Genomic DNA, 17,207 nt, shown 5'->3' with positions numbered 1-17,207 from the left:
CGCCGCCCGATTACCCCACGCGCACAGCAGATGGAATCGCAGTTTTCTACCGCTAGAATTGCTCCTATGAATCAGGTCCATCTCATCCTCGGCGACGACGAATTCCTCACCGAACGTGCCCGCCTTTCCATCCAGAAGGCGGCCGGGGAGGGAGTCGAGGTGGTCCGCCTCAAGGCTTCTGAGGTCTCGGAGGGGGAAATCGCCATGGCGACCAGCCCTTCCCTGTTTGGTGATAACCGCGTCATCGTCATCAGCGACGTCGAAAAGGTGGGCAAGGAACTTACCCAAATCCTCCTTAAGGCCGTAGCCGATCCAGGCCCCGGCATGACCTTGGTGCTCATCTACAGCGTGACGGCCAAAACTCTCAAAGGAAAGAAGAGGCCACCAGAGCTCGTTGCCAAGCTGCGCAAAGTAGGCGAGGTGCACGAGGTGTTCTCGCTCTATCCCAACGAGCTGGGTACCTGGGCCACCCGCGAGTTCGCCTCGCACGGGGTACGGCCAACCCCCGACGTCGTCCAGGCCGTGCTCGATGGTGTGGGCTCCGATCTGCGCGAGCTGGCCTCGGCGATTTCCCAGCTGGTCTTCGATACCAACGGCAACGTCACCCGCGAGGCCGTGCACAACTACTACGTCGGCGTGGCTGAGGTGGCGAATTGGGACATCGCCGACGCCGCCGTAGCCGGGCGCGTGGAAGCCGCCGTCTCCACGTGCCGGCGCGCTCTCCAATTAGGTGCCTCGCCCGTCGCCATCTCGGCGGCGCTGGCGAATAAGGTAGGCGCAATCGCCAGGCTCTATTCCGCCCGCGGCGACCAGTACTCTTTGGCCAAGGCAACCGGCCTTGCTCCTTACGTGGTGAAGCTGACTCACCCGGTGGCGCGCCGCTGGTCGGAGGATTCCGTGAACAAGGCAGTGGTGCTCATGGCCGAGCTCGATGCCGCAGTCAAAGGCCAAGGCGGCGACGAAGAGTTTGCGGTAGAGGCCGCTGTGCGTAGAGTAGCCGAGCTTGCGCGATAAACTACTTCGCATGGAAGACATCCAAGAGTTTGCCTCGAAGCTTTTTGATTTCGCACGCAATGGCGACGGCACGTTGCTGGAGTACATCGCCCAAGGCGTGAACCCGAACATGGTCAACCAGGACGGCCAGTCCTTCGTCATGTTGGCGGCATACAACGGCCATGCGGAGCTCGTGACCAAGTTAGCTGCCGCAGGCGGAAACGTGAACCTGCTCAATGACCGCAATCAATCCCCGCTGGCAGGCGCAATTTTTAAGAAGGAAGATGCGGTGATCGAAGCCCTCTTAGCAGCCGGTGCCGATCCGCAGGCCGGCCAGCCTAATGCCTTGGATTCTGCCCGCATGTTCGGCCGCGAAGATTTGATCGAGCGCCTTTCATGAGCTGGTCCGCGTTTGCGTTCCTCATCGCCATGAACATGGTGGGCGCCCTCGCGCCGGGACCAGACATCGTACTGGTGACCCGTTACGCCACCCGCTCGCGCAAGCATGCGGTTGCGGCCGTCACGGGCACTCAGGTCGGCGTGCTTTTCTGGTGCACGCTCACGGTGTTCGGCGCGGCGGCGTTGCTGACCGCATTCCCGGGGCTGCTCCGCTTCATTCAGGGCATCGGCGGCTGCTTCCTCATCTGGATGGGCCTGCAGAATGTTCGCACGGGCCTGGCGCAGCGCAAACAGCCGGCGTTGAACTTAGACGAGGCGGTATCGCGGTTGGGTAGTGTCAAGCAAGTCTTCCGCACAGGGCTTTTCACCAACCTTTCGAACCCGAAAATCGTGCTCTACTTGGCGGCGATGATCGCGCCTTTGCTGCCGCCGCACCCGCCGCTGTGGCTGGCCGCGGGGCTCGTGCTGAGCATGGGCATTTCCAGCTACTTGGTCTTCGTGACCGTTGCAACGGTGATTTCCACCAACGCTATCCGACGCCGCCTTCTTGCCGCCGGACCCATCATCGACATCGCTTCGGGTTGTTTCTTCGCCGTGGCCGGTGTGGGCCTAATTATTGCCGCTATAACAGGCTAAGTTGCTGCGGCGCGAAAAGCTCTGCCACCCACTGCGACCACGCCACCACGGTTTGGGCGCGGCGGGGAAGCGTAGAACCAGAGATATTCAGGTCGGCCGCCTCCATGATGGCCACGGCTTCTTTCTTGCTCAGCATGCGCTGCTTCTCGGCCACGGCGGCCACCATCTCGTGGAAGACAGGCCGGCTAGCTAGTGCCTCGATGAGCTGTAGGTTGCGCCCGTCGCGGGTATCGGCCAGCTCGATTCCCACGACCAGCTCATCCTCGATGCGCATTAGGCCCAAGTAACGGCCGGCATTCAAGTAATAGTCAGCCTGACGGTGGCTAAACCCAAAGCGCTCGGGAATCTCCGCCTTGGGCAGTGGCAGCATTTCCCAGAGGCTGACCACGCGCGCAAAGGAATCGGCCTGGGGAAAAGGAATCTCCGCCTCGCGTGGGCTGCTACGCCGTAGGACCGCCTTGACGGATTCGGTGTTGAGCTCGGATTCGCCGAGCATATAACGTGCGGCGGCCTCGAGCTGGATGCTGCGGAAATCCTCCGCATCGCTGAAACGATAGCGATACAGGTGGAAGATGCCGTTGGAATAGACCAGGTATACCGGCACAACTTCCTTTCCCAGCTGTTGGCTAAAGCGCCGGAAAGGCAGATAAAGCTGGCGAATGTTGAAATCGGGCGAGATGTGATTCTTGCACTCGATGAGCACCAGGAACTCGGGCGCCTCAAACCCGCCGTCTATTTCCATCTGCGCACGGTCCACCACGAGCTCCTCGCCGCGCAGGCGCATGCTGACGGTGCCGGTGGACATGCGCCCGGCCACGGTGGCATGCAGCTTATCGACGCCCAGGAAATCCTGCAGCACTCCCGCAATCACCGCGGCATTGAGCACGAGGGTCTCGGAGCTTAAGTTGTCGAAGTCAAGCGATTCAACCCCTTGCGGAACGGGCAGCGTCTTAAGGGGCGTCACGGTCTCCGGAAAAGGCTCGTAGACGTCGAAGTTGCCCACGACGTATCCATCGCGCCGGATGGGGAAGATGCTTAAATTATGCTCCTGGAAAATCTCCGGGCGGGAAGCGGAAAAGTCATGTTTGGCCAGAAGGCGCGGCTCTCGGCCGCCCTTTTCTTTGAGCTGTTTGGCGCTAAATTCCACGAAGCCTTCGCGTTCGATGCGTGCCAAGGTCTCGGCGTCGAGGATGCGCTGCCACGCGACGTCGTTAAGCCGTGCCATAGTTACGCACCAATACTTCGTCGACCTTGCCGCGCTTGGATGCTACGGAATTGATGGCGCGGGTGGCCCCTACGATGTCGATCTCGTAGGCGGAGTAGATCTCCTGGATGAAATCCGTGGCGGAGTTCGATAGCAGGAACTTCACGCCGGCTGCGTCGAGTTTGTCGCAGACTTCCTTAAGACGGAGCTGATCCTCGCGGCCGAAGCCGCCGGACTGATACCCAGTGAAGTTGCTTGTGGGATTGACTGGGTCATAGGGAGGATCGAGGTAGACAAAGTCCCCCTCTTTGGCGTCTTGCAAGATGGCGGCATAGTCACCGGTGTGGAAGGAAACCTCGTTGTCATTGAGATACCCCGATACCCCGCGCAGGGTCTCTTCGTCACAGATGGCGGGGTTGGCGTAGCGGCCGAAGGGGGAGTTGAACTGCCCGGCATTATTGACGCGGTAGAGGCCGTTGTAGCAGGTCTTGTTCAGGTAGATGGTGCGCGCGGCGCGCTCGGTGCGCGTCATGTGTGCGAAGGAGGAATCGCGGTCTTTGCCGCGCATCTCGTAGAAGAAGTCTTCCTCGTTGGGATAGGTGCTTAGCAATGAGATGAGACCGTCAACATCGTCGCGCACGGTCTCATAGACGTTGATGAGCTCAGAGTTGAGATCGTTGACCGTGGCCTTTTCCGGGGTCAAAGAAAACAGCACCGCGCCGCCGCCCAAGAAGGGCTCGTAGTAATGGTTAAACTCCGGCAGGGCAGCGTGGATTGCGGGCAGGAGCTGGCGCTTTCCGCCGACCCACTTGAGGAGCGGCTTGATGGTGTGCTGCTTGGCAAGACTCATAGCTCAAAATCCTAGCGTGCCCGCCGGACACGTTCGAAAATCAGTGCGGATCTTTCGGAGTGGAGATTAAAAAATGCCCTCCCTCTTGCGAGGAAAGGCATTAAAAGTCAGGCTTTAAAAAGCTTAGGCCATCTTGTTGAAGGCGTTAGCCATACCGGACTTCTTGTTGGCGGCCGTGTTGCGGTGGAAGACACCCTTGGACACGGACTTGTCCAGTGCGCGGGAAGCGACGCGGAGCTGCTTCTCGGCAGCTTCCTTGTCACCAGCGGTGACAAGATCGCGGAACTTGCGGATCTCGGTGCGGACTGCGGAACGGACAGCCTTGTTGCGCTGACGTGCCTTCTCGTTGGTGAGAATGCGCTTCTTCTTGGACTTGATGTTTGCCATTTGAATTACCTCTTGGAATCGAAAGTGATTGAACTGCAACCAACCTGCCGGACATGTCCTGCATCTGAATTAATGCGCGGCGTTGATGTTCGATGAGCGGACCCAAGGTCCTGACCGCCCCGACCAACGCGCCCGGAAAGTAAGTAACCTATAAAAAGATAGCAGGAGCTGGGATAAAACCCAAATCACGCCCAGTGATAGCGGGAACGCAAACGGTTGGCGATGCGCTCAAAGCGGCGCTCCGGGAAAAGCGTGCCTTGGCGGCGGCATTCTTCCTCAGAGATTTCGAGGATGCGATCTAGGCGTACCCAGCACTGCCTGCCGCTTTCGTCCCACTCGCCGGTGCCGATGTCGAGCCATTCTTCCTCGTGCGCGTGGTTGGGGTTGGGGGAGATCAAAAGCCCCAAAACAGTGGTGCGCGTGCGGGAGATGATGAGCACGGCGCGTTCGTGCGGCGGTGATTGCTTGCCGTCGGAAGGCGCCCAGACCCACACCACCTCGCCGGAATCGGCCTGGCCATCCATGTCGGGGGAGAAGCAAACGGTGCGCGGATGCGAGGAGGTGGTTTCGATGCGAATCTTTGCTGCTTTGCGGGGTTCACGGTGCTCAGCAGCATTGTTCATGCCTAGCCTGTTAGATATGTGAGCAAGGCCGACGTCGACTGGCTCGCGTTCTGTGATGCCAAGCGCCTGCCTTAAGCGGGTAAGTGGGTTGCCGCTAGTCATGTCGACTATTGTAGACGCATGTCTAAAAACTTTGCGGCCACTACGTTTACGGATCTTTCCCAGATTCGAAACTTCTGCATTATCGCCCACATCGACCATGGCAAGTCGACGCTGGCTGACCGCATCCTGCAGTTCTCGCAGGTCGTTGACGCGCGCGATATGCGTGATCAGTACCTCGACAACATGGATATCGAGCGCGAGCGCGGCATTACCATTAAGGCGCAGAACGTGCGTCTGCCCTGGGTTCCGCGCACCGGTGAGCATGCGGGCGAGGAGTTCGTCATGCAGATGATTGATACGCCGGGCCACGTGGACTTTACTTACGAGGTCTCCCGCGCGCTCGAGGCATGTGAGGGCGCTATTTTGCTTGTCGACGCCGCCCAAGGCATCGAGGCGCAAACCCTCGCCAACCTTTATCTGGCGATGGAAAATGATCTGGAGATCATCCCGGTCCTCAACAAGATTGACCTCCCCGCTGCGGATCCGGAGAAGTACGCCCTCGAGATCGCCAACATCATCGGCTGCGAGCCGGAGGACGTCCTGCGCGTGTCCGGCAAGACGGGCGAGGGCGTCGAGGAGCTGCTCGATAAACTCGTGGATTTGGTGCCGCCGCCAACCACGGATGCGCCTGCCGACGCCCCCGCGCGCGCCATGATTTTCGACTCCGTCTATGACACCTACCGGGGCGTCGTCACGTATATCCGCATGATGGACGGCAAGCTGACCCCGCGTCAGAAGGTCACCATGATGTCTACGGGCGCAAACCATGAGCTGCTGGAGGTGGGCATCGTCTCGCCGACCATGCGCAAGTGCGAGGGCTTGGGTCCGGGCGAGGTTGGTTACCTGATTACGGGCGTGAAGAATGTGCGTGAGACCAAGGTCGGTGACACCGTTACCTGGGCAACCAACGGCGCTGAGGAGCCGCTGAAAGGCTATGCGGACCCGAACCCGATGGTCTATTCGGGCCTTTTCCCAATCTCCCAGGCGGACTTCCCAGACCTGCGCGATGCGCTGGAAAAGCTGCAGCTAAACGACGCCTCCTTGACCTTCGAGCCAGAGACCTCCGTTGCTCTAGGCTTTGGCTTCCGCTCCGGCTTCTTGGGCCTTTTGCACATGGAAATCACGCGCGACCGCTTGGAGCGCGAGTTTGGCTTGGACCTGATTTCCACCGCGCCTTCTGTTACCTACCGCGTGGTTGCAGAAGACGGCGCTGAGTCCCTCGTGCACAACCCTTCGGATTGGCCGAGCGGCAAGTTGCGCGAGGTCTACGAGCCAATCGTGAAGATGACCATCATTGTGCCGGAGCAGTTCGTGGGCCCAACCATGGAGCTGTGCCAGTCCAAGCGCGGCCAGATGGGCGGCATGGACTACCTCTCTGAAGACCGCGTAGAGCTGCGCTACACCATGCCTTTGGGTGAGATTATCTTCGACTTCTTCGACATGCTGAAGTCTCGCACCAAGGGTTATGCTTCGCTGAACTATGAAGAGGCTGGGGAACAGCTGTCTGATCTGGTCAAGGTGGATATCCTGCTCAACGGTGATCCGGTCGACGCCTTCTCTGCCATCGTTCACCGCGATTCGGCGCAGTGGTACGGCAACAAGATGACGAAGAAGCTTAAAGAGCTCATTCCGCGCCAGCAGTTCGAGGTTCCGGTCCAGGCCGCCATTCGCTCCAAGATCATTGCGCGTGAGAATATCCGCGCTATGCGCAAGGACGTCCTGGCGAAGTGCTACGGCGGCGATATCTCTCGTAAGCGTAAGCTGCTGGAGAAGCAGAAGGCTGGTAAGAAGCGCATGAAGTCCATCGGCTCGGTATCTGTTCCGCAGGAAGCGTTCGTGGCGGCGCTTTCTACCGACGGGGAGGGGTAATACTGCGCTTATCGACGTCCCCGGGGGTGGGGCAGCCGGGGGGGGCTAATTTTTCGAACACTCTTGCGGATATCCGGGGTGTGTTATATCTTGGGTTTGTACAGCTTGGAGGGGAAGCTGACCGGCATCGCCGGATAATAGAAAATAAACCTAGGAGACTTCGATGGACGGACCCTACTTCGCTCCACTGAATCCAAAGAACCAGGCCGGGCGGGCTTTTACGGAAAGCAATCGCCTCAACTGGCTCGCACTGCAATCGATCATTCCGCAACCCGGTGACGACGCTGACCTAGCCTTCAACGACGTCTCACGCAACCTCGGCATCACTTCCTATAAAGCCGAACATCTTTACTACGGCATCCGCAAACTTTCTTTTCTACCGAAACTTACTCGTCTCAATAAGCTCGATTGGTTCCTTGATTTTGACCGAATCCTCGCCGTCGGCAGGGCTCTACAAGGCGTCGAGGAGCGCGTCCTGCCCCATGTCGACGATGCCTTAGAGGAATTGTTTACGCCCAGCCGTGCCAACCAGCGCCTGCCGGAGGCTTCGCGCATCCGCAGCGTAGTTTCTGATGTCCTCTCTTTGCACAATTGTTTGAAGGGCGAAGACGAAGAAGAACGTGACCGCTATAAACTCGAGCGTCATGCAGGCCGCGGGGAGTTTACAGCCAACCTTGACGCCGTGACCGCCGAAAAAATCGACCGCGTCGTCCGCAAACGCGCCGAGGACGAAGGAATTTCCTTCGCTCGCGCACTTGCTTCCTGCGTGCTCGAGCCAGTTGAACAAAAGGTCGTGATTAACCTTTTCCAGCAGGCAGAAACCACCCTCGCGTTCGCTCCGGGCTATGGCTACGTCACCCCGCCTGCAGATGCCTCCTATCGCAACATCGCGCCAGCACAGACCGAGACTTATCGTCCCACCGCCGGCATTCGCGCCTTCGTGGAGGCCCGCGATGGAACCTGCCGCGGCCCGGGATGCAGTAAGCCAGCCCACCGCAACCAGCTCGATCACCGCGTTCCCTATGGCGAAAATGGCCCAACTTCCACCGATAACTTGGTCAGCCTCTGCCAGCACTGTCACAACATCAAGACTGATGGCCGTGCCTTCTACATCATGGACCCAATTACCGGGGAGATTTATTGGCTCTTCGAAGACGGCCGCTGGGAATCCAATTCTCCAGAGGGTGTGCTCGTGCCAGACACCGCGAACTGGCGCCAAACCGTTGCCCAAAGGATGGAAGCCTGGGAAGCGAGAGGAGGGGTACTCTCCTTTGCTTGATACGGGGTAGGTCCCATGTAGGCTCGATGGTCAAACCCGGGAAGGATTGATTCATGGAACCCATCAAGAAGAAGGCACCTCGCCACGGCCAGCAGCTTCCACCGCTGCCAGTTACCGCTGCCAAGATTGGTGAGCGCATTGCCAGTGAGGTGTTCTTGGAGGAAGGCCAAAAGCTCTTACCGCAGCTGCAGGAATTCCGGCGGGATATGCACCAGAACCCAGAAATCGGGCTCGAGCTTCCGCGGACGCAAAAGAAGGTCCTCGAGGCGCTCAAAGGCCTGCCGTTGGAGATTCAGGTCGGCCAGGATTTAAGCTCCGTGGTCGCGGTCCTTCGCGGCGGCAAGCGCGGCCCACGGCCGGTTTCGGTGCTGCTGCGCGCAGACATGGACGCCTTGCCGGTCCGTGAGCAGACGGGCGATCCTTTCGCTTCCACCAACGGCATGATGCACGCGTGCGGCCACGACCTTCACACCGCCGGGCTCATCGGAGCGGTGAAGTTGCTGTGCGCGCAGAAGGAGCACTTGCTTGGCGACGTCACTTTCATGTTCCAGCCCGGCGAAGAAGGCCCCGGTGGTGCGCTCCCGATGATCGAAGAGGGCGTCCTCGATGCGGCGGGGCGCCGTCCGATTGCTGCTTATGGCCTGCATGTCGGCCCGCAGGATCGCGGCACTTTCCACCATATTTCCGGGCCCATGATGGCATCATCGTCGAATCTGAAGATCACTGTCTATGGCAAGGGCGGCCACGGTTCGCGGCCGCATGACGCCATCGATCCCGTCGCAGCGCTGGGGGAAATTCAGATGGCCTTGCAGGTTGCACTGACTCGCCGCTTCGACGCCAACGAGCCGATCGTCATCACGGTGACTAATCTGCGCGCTGGCGACGGCGCCATCAACGTCATCCCTGATCACGCCATGCTCGGCGCCACAGTGCGTGTGCTGCGCGATGAAAAGATTGAGCAAGTGCGCCAGATGGTTGTGGAAGTGGCCAGTTCTGTCGCGGCGTCGCATAGATGCACCGCGAAGGTGGATTTCGAGGTTCTGTATTCCGCAACCAAAACCAACCCGCGCGAGAATCAATTCGCCGCGACGCTGTGGGGTGGCATGTTCGGAGCAGAAAATGTCATTCCGATGGAAACGCCCATGATGGCTTCGGAGGACTTCGGCGGCGTACTAGCGCAGGTACCTGGCACCTTTATGTGGTTCGGCACCGTCAATCCGGATACCCCGGAGCACCTGCGCGAGTGGAATCATTCGCCGCTGGCGAGGTTCGATGATTCGGTGCTCGGTGACCAAGCCGCAGCACTCGCCGCCGTAGCCTTTGAGCGCTTGGCTGCCGAAGACGCGCATCCTTCGCCGGCAACAAGAGTGATGCGCTCTGCGGTGGAGGGCGTTGAGTAGTACAAGATTGCCGAGATAACAATGCAGGTCAATGTGCTGAGCAGGGTTTGGCCCCACCCCACATTCTCAGCGTTAACGTCCACAAAGCCCAAGATGCCAGCAGTAAAGAAGACGAAGTTATTGCACGCATGAATCACGCATCCGTACTCGATCCCGTTCGTCTTCACCGTGAGCACGCTTAGGCAGATGGCGAAGACAAAGATGTCAACAAGCCCGATCCAGTTATAAGTATGGCCTGCCACAAATAACGGAATCGAGGGCAAATAGGCCAACCACGGCGAGCGCAGCCACCGGCCGAATACCTGGGGAAGCAGACTGCGAAAGATAGCTTCCTCCGTCACTGACTGCAGCGGCACCAAGATGACCGCCAGCCCCAGCATCAATAGAGCGTTTGGAGCAGGGGAGAATCCATTTCGGAGAATCGGAAGAAAGCTCAACAGCGTAACGGGCAACGCCACGAGAAGGGCGCGCCGGGCGTAATCCCACCGAAACCGACCATCACCTGACCACACCGTGCCGGGCCGGCGTCGGCAAAAGGCGCCTGGGAGGAACACAATGATGGAGAGCATCATGATGCTAAATGGCAGCGGCGCGTTCATGTCGTCGAGATTTGAGTCTGGCGCGAAAATTGCGTAACCGATCATGAGCGCGACGAAGAGCACGGCGCTCAGCACCGCCCAAAAGAAGAAGTAAAGGATCGGGCGTTTTAAACAGCGATGAAAAGTCATGACTAAACAGTCGCTGGTAATTAATCATCCCTAAGAATGAGTTTGCGGCCTTTAAGGTATGAATCATGACTAGGAACCGTTGGCAGGTAGCTTTCATCGTCGTGCTCTGCGTCCTAGGCGGGTGCTGCTTTGGGCTGATCGGTATCGGCATCGACTTAGAAGACATGGGGGTGCCCAACATCGATCCGCAAACCGATAGAGCCTATGCCGGCTTCGTTTGCTTGAGTTTCATCGCTGGGGTGGTTTCGTGCGGTTTGCTGCCATGGGCCATTTCTCATGATCCGCGGGAGCTGGAGAAATCTGATTTCCCAGGAACCCGGAAGACCTTCGTCTGCGGGGTTGTCGTGATTGCTTGCGGCTTTTCTTATTTTGCCGTGCTATCTCAGCTGGTGGCCATGGTGTCCATGACATCACGGAGGTCCGTGAAGTGGTCGGTGGCGGCAGTAGTGGCGTCGCTTAGCTATCTCGCTGTCTATCCTCTCAACCCTGCGAGTGAGTTCGAAGGCTGGTTGGAATTTGGCATCGTTCCAGTACTCGTAATCGTGCTTCTGATCGGCATGCAGCGCGGCAAGAACCGCGAGAAGCAACAGAATCTACAGCGCGAAATTCGGGAAGAGATAGCGCGTGACATGCACGATTCACTGTCGCATCGGTTGTCGCTGATTGCCGTGCATGCAGGGGCATTGTCTTTTCAGAACGAGCAGGTTTCCAAGGAGTATTCCGCGGCGGCGGAGACGATTCGCCAAGAAGCGAATGCTGCAGTACAGGATCTGCGCGCTGTGCTTTATGCTCTGCGGCAGGAGGCAACAGAAGATCCACGAGCAAGCATCGAAACGCTCATTCGAGATGACAACGTTAAGCTGCGCTATTCCACTGATCCAGGCATAGTAGAAAGGCTCGATACCTTAAGCCAGCACACGTTGTATCGCGCGGTCCAAGAGGCAGCCACCAATGCCCGCAAGTACGCGCGGGGAAAGCCGGTGCTTTTCGACGTCGCCAAGCGCGGCCCCAATCTCGTGCTCACCGTATCCAACCCGCATACGGGTCCAGTGGGGCGTGGTTTTGGGCTGCGGGGCCTGGCTGAGCGCGCGGAACTTATCGGAGGAAAATTTCGGATGCTGGAGGGAGATGAATTCGGATGGGAATTGCAGCTGCCGACGAAGCGCTAAAGGTGGTGCTGGTCGATGACGAGGCGCTATTGCGCAGTGGCCTGCGGCTCATGCTGGCCAATGCCGGTATCGAGGTGGTGGGGGAGGCCTCTAATGGCAAGGATGCGATAGCAGCGGTGCTGGACGCGCTTCCCGATGTCGTGCTCATGGACATTCGCATGCCCGTCATGGATGGCATCGAGGCGCTGGGGAAGTTGCCGGCGTCGATTCCCGTGGTGATGTTAACCGCTTTCGATACCGACGAATTTATTGTCGATGCGCTCCAAGCCGGTGCCGTTGGATTCCTATTGAAATCGACGCCACCGGAAGCGCTTGTTGCTGCCGTTCGCGCGGCTGCGGCAGGCCAACCGATGCTCAGCCGTGAGGTACTTGAACGCCTGCTCTCCCCGCGGCCAAAGCGGAAGAACAGGCGGCTGGCGCACCTTAGCGACCGCGAGATGGAGATTGCGGAGCTGGTGGCAGATGGGTTAAGTAATCAACAAATTGCAGAGCAGCTTTTTATTTCGCTACCGACAGTAAAGACTCACGTGCAGAAGATTTTGAAGAAACTCGGCGGGACGAGCCGCGTTCACGTCGCGATCGCCGTACTTGGCGGACGATAAACCAGAGCGCTGCGATCCAGATTGCCCCCACTACCACTAAAGTTGCAATGGGCAACCAGAGGCTCTCCGGGAAGGTGGCATCCAGCGAGGGAAAGAGGTTCGTGAAGAAGTGAACCGTGACGCCGCCCATCCAACCGGCGAGTGCGCGGCCACGGGCCAAGCCATATGCCGCGATGCCGGTAAAGAGGGAGTGTGCGAAGGTGCAACTCATAAACCTCATGAGCACCCCAGTAGTGGCGCCCATGAGATCTGAGTCGAGGTCTTTCAGCGTTAGGTGTGCGATGAAGGTGCAATCCTCCACGATCGCAAAGCCCATGCCTACGGCGATACCGACGTAGACGAAGTCGCGAGTGCGTTGGGGCTTAATGAAGTAAGTACAGATGAGCAGAACACCAATGAACTTCAGAGTCTCTTCAGTAATTGGCGCGAAGCCAGCGGCATCTAGCCACTGCAACTGCAGTTTTTCCAAGATGGTGGTGAAGTGCGAGTTGAAGAAGACAGCCGGGCCGGTGCACGCCGCGCCCCAGAGCATGCCTAGGGCCGTGCCGCGGTGGCCTCGGAACGCGAGCCAGGAGGCACAAGTCCAGATCGCCACATGGATGAGTGCAGCGATGAGGCTGGCGGTGACGTAAGACTGGTTAAACTCGAAGTGCACGGAGTAGGCGAGACCCGCGGTAGCGAGCACATAAAATAGGTATTTCATTATTTGACCTCCATTTTGTCTGCATAGCGGGCGGCGTCAGGCCCCTCGAGATGGAAGAACAGCTTCTTATCGTCGGAGTCGTACAGGATAGTTACCTTGTCGCCTTCGTCGAGGCGATAGAGATTTTTCTGAGGCTGACGTACCGGGGCATCCGAGAGGAAAGGGGTATCGAGAATATAGCGGTGCTTTCGTAGTAACGCAGTCTCAGGTTCCCCGAAGGTCTGGCCGGGGTCAGCGCCGATGATGGTATCCCCGCATTCCCATCGGGGGGAGTCGTTAAGATATGTCGGGCTTTGCGCGCATTCCAGATCGGTGATGGCTACATCGTGGAAGGCGACGGCGCTTGTCGGGGTAGTGGGCTCAGGCAGCAGTGCGCTTGCCGCCGGCACTGCCACGAAATACGCAGTAGCTGCGGCTAGGGCTGTTAGTACTTTCTTGTCCATGTCTTCGACGCTACGGAGAATGGCTATGCGTTAAATCCACCCCAGGGTGGATTTGTGGCTCTAGGCCTCCTACTACTGTGGGTGGAGATGAGTACGGCACAGTCGAAGATTAAGAACTGGATTGAAAAGCAGCGGCATGCCACCTACCTCAACACGTTAAACGGGGTAACGCGGTGGCGGCGTGCCGCCATCGTCGCCGTGTGTGTGCTGGCTGATATAGCCACGATGGGGGCGATGCTCCTGCGCTTCGACGAGCGCTCTGGCAATTCGTGGGATGATCGCATCTTTACTGAGGCCGCTATTGGGACGTTGGTGAGCATCCTCACCTGGGGCTTGCTGGCCTTTGCGCTGCGGCACGTGCCGCGGGAGTTTAGCATTTACGAACGCTATCCTGGTCCGGTCTCCGCGCTGGTTAGCGCGGTGATCATTTGCGCTTCAGCGGGAGTGCATCAGTTCTCACTGACAGTCTTCGTTGCCTATGTTTCTTTGGTCTCGCGTGGAAGCAAGCGCTGGACATTGGCAGCAACGGCGGTGCTCACCTTAAGTTATGGCGTCAAGGTTTATAAGCCGGACTCTTTCGAAACCGTGCCGATGGCGTTGTACGGGTATGCCTTAGTCTGGGCCGTGTTGGTTCTATCAGGGCTGTTGATAGGCGTCGCGCGCCATAGTCGCCGGCAACGTCAGGCCACGCTGGTGGCGCGCGCGGAGCTGAACAAACAGACCCTGGAAGCAGAAAACGAAAAAGTTCGCCAGGATGAGCGCAACCGCATCGCCCGCGATATGCACGATTCGCTCTCACATCGGCTAAGCCTTATCTCTGTATATGCCGGTGGACTGGCGTACCGGAAGGATTTGCCGCCGGAGCAGGTGGCGGAATCCGCTACGACTATCCAAAAAGAGGCCGAGCAGGCAGTGACCGATCTGCGGCAGGTCATTCGCTCTTTGCGTATCGATGATCGAATTGACCCGCGCACCAGCATCGACGATCACGTAGTGCGGGCGCGCGCCGCCGGTGCCAAGGTCACGCTTGAGTACCGCGATGATTGCTTAGATAAGATTTCGACTATGGGTGTACATACGTTGAGTCGCGCCGTGCAAGAAGGCCTGACGAATGCGCGCAAGCATGCGCCAGGGCAAAAGATTGCGATCGAGGTAGCCCAAGATGGTGCTTTGGCTCGGGTGACGATGCGCAACCGGAAGGTAGAAGGGACGTCGGCAAGCGGCGGCGAGCATGGGCTTATCGGAATGCGCGAACGCGCACGCTTGGTGGGCGGGCGCCTAGACGTAGAAGATGGCGAAGAGTTTAGCTGGAGCCTGTATTTGCCAATGGAGGAACGATGATTTCTGCAGTGCTTGTCGACGACGAGGAGCTGCTGCGCCGCGGCATCCGTCTGATTCTAGAGGGCGCAGGCGACATCGAAGTGGTGGGCGAGGCCAGCAATGGGCGCGATGGCGTGCAGCTGATTACGCAACAACGCCCGGATATTGTGCTGATGGATATCCGTATGCCGGTCATGGACGGGATTGAGGCGGTGGCGCAGCTGAAGACAGCCGTGCCCGATATTCCTGTGGTGATGCTGACGGCCTTCGATACCGACGAATTCATCGTCGATTCCTTGCACGCGGGAGCGATGGGGTTTCTGCTGAAGGCCACAGGGCCTGAGGCATTAGTCGCCTCAGTGCGGGCGGCCGCGCAGGGCCAGCAGCTGCTTAGCCCAAAAGCGCTGCAGAACCTGCTGGCGATTCCGCATGCCCAGCCGCAAGAGCCGCTCGTCCTGGCGGATTTGAGTGCGCGCGAAAACGAGGTGGCGCAGCTGGTGGCGAAGGGGCTGGACAATAGTGAAATCGCGGAGCAGCTTTATGTCTCTGTGGCCACAGTCAAGACGCACATCAAGCACATCTTGGAAAAGATTGGCGGCACGAACCGCGTGCATATCGCGATTGCGGTGCTGGAGCAGCGCTAGCTTATCCGCTAGTATCAGGGAATCAGAGTTTCTAATGGATTGGATTGCCACGAATGCAACTGCCAAATTTTGATGATTCTTCGTACGACGTCGCAGATGCCGAGTTGCTATCGGCTTTTGAGGTCTTTGAGCGCATCGAAGAGCATGTGCTCGATAAATCTTTACTTTTCGAAGTCTATTCGAGCTAGGGATACCAGCGCGTTGATGTCACCCGGAACCTCGTCCGGGTGAATTGAGCAATAATCCAAAATGAAATAGCCCGCATGCTGCAGGGCAAGGTGGCGCTGCCAGAACTCACCCACGTGTTGCGGGTGGTTGACTGCAACGGACTGGATGGAGCGGCGCTCAGACAGCAGCTCGTACTGTAGGTCGCGGCGAGCGGCCAGGGACTCGTCGGGGGTTGAGAAAAGTAGTGCGCCCAGCAGGCTGGTGATTGCTTCCTGGCAGCGGACCTGCAGACGGTAGTGGTTGGTCAGCTGGGCACGCGGCTTCCATAGCCAGAGCACCAGCAAGGAAAAGACCACCGACAGCGCGATCTCACAGATGCGGGAGAAGGCCGTGAACGCCAAGTGATCGGCCGTATGGCCCATGAGCAGCGCCAGCGGCGTGGAGAAGATGACGCAGATGGCGTAGTTCTTGACCACGAAGATTTCCGCGCAGAATTGGCAGGCAGCGAGCGCGAGCAGCAGCGTCCAGCTTTCTAATCCGAAGGACGCAATGAGGTAGAACACGCACACACCGAGCAGCGAGCCCACCATTCGCTGCAATCCGCGGATGGTGCCGGGTACGTGGTCCGGGCCCCACTGCAGAAGAAGCAGCACGGAAACTGCGCCCCAGTCCGGGCGGTCTAGGCCCAGTGCAAGGCCCACGAGCGTGGTGGCGATGGCCGCAAGCAGAATCTTTTCTACCGTCACCACCGCATGCGAGTTGCCCACCGACGCGCGGTAGATGCGGTAGCGCATCGTCGGCTTGGTGTGCGGGATGGCGGTGCGGTTTGGGTCGACGTAGGTCGGGGAGTCAGAAAGCTCATCCGAGTTGGCAGAGAGATCCAGCGACTGGTTGTGCTGCACGATGCGGTTCTGCGCGGCAAGGGCACGCTCCACGAGGTGGCCTTGTGATGCTTGGACGACGCGGCCGCCGCGGACGATACCGGCGTCGGAAAGCGCTTGCCACGTATTCGCCAGCGCCGTCTGTGCCTGATGGTGGCGTGCCAAGACGTCGGTTGTGGAGTTCTCAAAGGCGGCAGCGGCCTTCTCTAGGGTCGCGACAGTGCGGGTCTCCGGACCGTGCGGGGAATGGAAGCGAGGCAGCATGCCCAGGCAGTACGCAGCGATGACACCCGCAACGGACCACGCAGCGACCGCAAAGGGGGTGATGTCGGTGCGCGCGAGCATGGTGGAGCCGCCGCCGACCATCACTACGAAGAAGGAACCCGGCGGCGGCAGGCGTAGCGCATTCTGCAGGAAGGCGCCGAGCGCGCCAATGGAAATAGCAAAGGCCGCAGACAGCAAAAGCCACCAGTGTCCGTGGCCCGGGGCGAAGACGAGCTCACCCACCAGCGAACCAACGGTAGCGGCCAAGGTAAGGAGCACGCCCGCAGTGAGAATCACCCAACGGCGGGTGCGATAGGGGTGCCCCTCGCCGTAAATGACGGACATCGCGCCCGCGGTGACCAACAGCACGGCGTCGGGGTGGCCGGTGAGGATGGCGAGCGCGCCGGGAATGGCGATGGCGAGAGCAGCACGCATCGCGCCCGGCCAGCGAGTCACCGAAGAGTTGTAGGCGGTGAAAAGCTCTAGCGGGCGCGGGCGTTGCGGTAGGGGATGCTCAATCAATTCGCTCATATCGCGGCATAC

18 protein-coding genes and 1 pseudogene are annotated in these 17,207 nt (G+C 59.0%); 11 read left to right on the top strand and 8 right to left on the bottom strand.

Annotation, left to right across the window (positions count from 1 at the left end):
• Positions 1-66 precede the first annotated feature (66 nt).
• From holA to HMPREF2935_RS05820, 3 genes are read left to right on the top strand one after another with little or no spacing between them, the layout of a single operon-like run.
• Positions 67-1,014 (top strand): DNA polymerase III subunit delta, encoded by a 948-nt coding sequence (holA, locus tag HMPREF2935_RS05830; protein ID WP_179294328.1) that lies wholly within the window; start codon positions 67-69, stop codon positions 1,012-1,014.
• Between the two features lie 10 nt (positions 1,015-1,024).
• The gene (locus HMPREF2935_RS05825; protein WP_061924057.1) at positions 1,025-1,393 is read left to right on the top strand and encodes an ankyrin repeat domain-containing protein; all 369 of its coding nucleotides are present in this window, start codon (positions 1,025-1,027) and stop codon (positions 1,391-1,393) included.
• The gene (locus tag HMPREF2935_RS05820; RefSeq protein ID WP_061924054.1) at positions 1,390-2,028 is read left to right on the top strand and encodes a LysE family translocator; all 639 of its coding nucleotides are present in this window, start codon (positions 1,390-1,392) and stop codon (positions 2,026-2,028) included. The genes HMPREF2935_RS05825 and HMPREF2935_RS05820 overlap by 4 nt, the downstream gene beginning before the upstream one ends.
• Here HMPREF2935_RS05820 and HMPREF2935_RS05815 read toward each other — a convergent pair.
• The 4 genes from HMPREF2935_RS05815 to HMPREF2935_RS05800 form a co-directional block, all read right to left on the bottom strand.
• Positions 2,015-3,253, bottom strand: a complete 1,239-nt coding sequence (locus tag HMPREF2935_RS05815) for a type II restriction enzyme (RefSeq protein WP_061924050.1) — start codon at positions 3,251-3,253, stop codon at positions 2,015-2,017. The genes HMPREF2935_RS05820 and HMPREF2935_RS05815 overlap by 14 nt on opposite strands.
• Positions 3,240-4,082 carry a DNA adenine methylase gene (locus tag HMPREF2935_RS05810; RefSeq protein ID WP_201040739.1) on the bottom strand — a complete coding sequence of 281 codons (843 nt, stop codon included), beginning with the start codon at positions 4,080-4,082 and terminating at the stop codon, positions 3,240-3,242. The genes HMPREF2935_RS05815 and HMPREF2935_RS05810 overlap by 14 nt, the downstream gene beginning before the upstream one ends.
• Positions 4,083-4,205: 123 nt before the next feature.
• A complete protein-coding gene (gene rpsT / locus HMPREF2935_RS05805; RefSeq protein WP_061924046.1) occupies positions 4,206-4,469 on the bottom strand; it encodes a 30S ribosomal protein S20 in 264 nt (87 codons plus the stop codon).
• Between the two features lie 185 nt (positions 4,470-4,654).
• A complete protein-coding gene (locus tag HMPREF2935_RS05800) occupies positions 4,655-5,194 on the bottom strand; it encodes a type II toxin-antitoxin system PemK/MazF family toxin (RefSeq protein ID WP_061924041.1) in 540 nt (179 codons plus the stop codon).
• Positions 5,195-5,212: 18 nt separating this feature from the next.
• Between HMPREF2935_RS05800 and lepA the strand changes: the two genes are divergently transcribed.
• The 3 genes from lepA to HMPREF2935_RS05785 all read left to right on the top strand — a co-directional run bounded on the left by lepA (position 5,213) and on the right by HMPREF2935_RS05785 (position 9,742).
• Positions 5,213-7,063, top strand: a complete 1,851-nt coding sequence (gene lepA / locus HMPREF2935_RS05795; protein WP_070732369.1) for a translation elongation factor 4 — start codon at positions 5,213-5,215, stop codon at positions 7,061-7,063.
• A 163-nt stretch (positions 7,064-7,226) separates the two neighbouring features.
• Positions 7,227-8,342 (top strand): HNH endonuclease signature motif containing protein, encoded by a 1,116-nt coding sequence (locus tag HMPREF2935_RS05790; protein WP_070732359.1) that lies wholly within the window; start codon positions 7,227-7,229, stop codon positions 8,340-8,342.
• Between the two features lie 53 nt (positions 8,343-8,395).
• Complete coding sequence (locus HMPREF2935_RS05785) at positions 8,396-9,742, top strand: M20 metallopeptidase family protein (RefSeq protein ID WP_061924032.1); 1,347 nt, start codon at positions 8,396-8,398, stop codon at positions 9,740-9,742.
• Positions 9,743-9,864: 122 nt separating this feature from the next.
• Here the strand turns inward: HMPREF2935_RS05785 and HMPREF2935_RS13540 are convergent.
• Positions 9,865-10,122: pseudogene (locus tag HMPREF2935_RS13540) on the bottom strand (lysostaphin resistance A-like protein); the annotation flags it as partial.
• 413 nt (positions 10,123-10,535) lie between these two features.
• On the opposite strand from HMPREF2935_RS13540, the gene HMPREF2935_RS05780 reads away from it, so the two are divergent.
• The gene (locus HMPREF2935_RS05780; RefSeq protein WP_061924029.1) at positions 10,536-11,639 is read left to right on the top strand and encodes a sensor histidine kinase; all 1,104 of its coding nucleotides are present in this window, start codon (positions 10,536-10,538) and stop codon (positions 11,637-11,639) included.
• Positions 11,609-12,241, top strand: coding sequence for a response regulator (locus HMPREF2935_RS12670; RefSeq protein WP_082778636.1), 633 nt, complete (start codon positions 11,609-11,611; stop codon positions 12,239-12,241). Before HMPREF2935_RS05780 ends, HMPREF2935_RS12670 begins: the two co-directional genes overlap by 31 nt.
• Here HMPREF2935_RS12670 and HMPREF2935_RS05775 read toward each other — a convergent pair.
• Both HMPREF2935_RS05775 and HMPREF2935_RS05770 read right to left on the bottom strand, forming a co-directional pair.
• Positions 12,138-12,944, bottom strand: coding sequence for a PrsW family glutamic-type intramembrane protease (locus HMPREF2935_RS05775; protein ID WP_070732356.1), 807 nt, complete (start codon positions 12,942-12,944; stop codon positions 12,138-12,140). The two genes, HMPREF2935_RS12670 and HMPREF2935_RS05775, sit on opposite strands and share 104 nt — an antisense overlap.
• The gene (locus HMPREF2935_RS05770; RefSeq protein WP_070732354.1) at positions 12,944-13,387 is read right to left on the bottom strand and encodes a hypothetical protein; all 444 of its coding nucleotides are present in this window, start codon (positions 13,385-13,387) and stop codon (positions 12,944-12,946) included. Before HMPREF2935_RS05770 ends, HMPREF2935_RS05775 begins: the two co-directional genes overlap by 1 nt.
• Positions 13,388-13,474: 87 nt before the next feature.
• On the opposite strand from HMPREF2935_RS05770, the gene HMPREF2935_RS05765 reads away from it, so the two are divergent.
• From HMPREF2935_RS05765 to HMPREF2935_RS13690, 3 genes are read left to right on the top strand one after another with little or no spacing between them, the layout of a single operon-like run.
• Positions 13,475-14,728, top strand: coding sequence for a histidine kinase (locus HMPREF2935_RS05765; RefSeq protein ID WP_246817786.1), 1,254 nt, complete (start codon positions 13,475-13,477; stop codon positions 14,726-14,728).
• Entirely contained in the window at positions 14,725-15,351 is a 627-nt protein-coding gene (locus HMPREF2935_RS05760; RefSeq protein WP_062043618.1) for a response regulator, read from the top strand. The genes HMPREF2935_RS05765 and HMPREF2935_RS05760 overlap by 4 nt, the downstream gene beginning before the upstream one ends.
• 53 nt (positions 15,352-15,404) lie before the next feature.
• A complete protein-coding gene (locus HMPREF2935_RS13690; RefSeq protein WP_256365590.1) occupies positions 15,405-15,539 on the top strand; it encodes a hypothetical protein in 135 nt (44 codons plus the stop codon).
• On the opposite strand, the gene HMPREF2935_RS05755 is transcribed toward HMPREF2935_RS13690, so the two are convergent.
• Positions 15,513-17,195: an FUSC family protein gene (locus HMPREF2935_RS05755; RefSeq protein WP_062043621.1), complete on the bottom strand. Its 1,683-nt coding sequence runs from the start codon at positions 17,193-17,195 to the stop codon at positions 15,513-15,515. The two genes, HMPREF2935_RS13690 and HMPREF2935_RS05755, sit on opposite strands and share 27 nt — an antisense overlap.
• Positions 17,196-17,207 lie beyond the last annotated feature (12 nt).

This window comes from Corynebacterium sp. HMSC076D02 (assembly GCF_001813815.1).
Classification (GTDB): domain Bacteria; phylum Actinomycetota; class Actinomycetes; order Mycobacteriales; family Mycobacteriaceae; genus Corynebacterium; species Corynebacterium simulans.
This window is presented reverse-complemented; position numbering and strand designations above follow the sequence as displayed.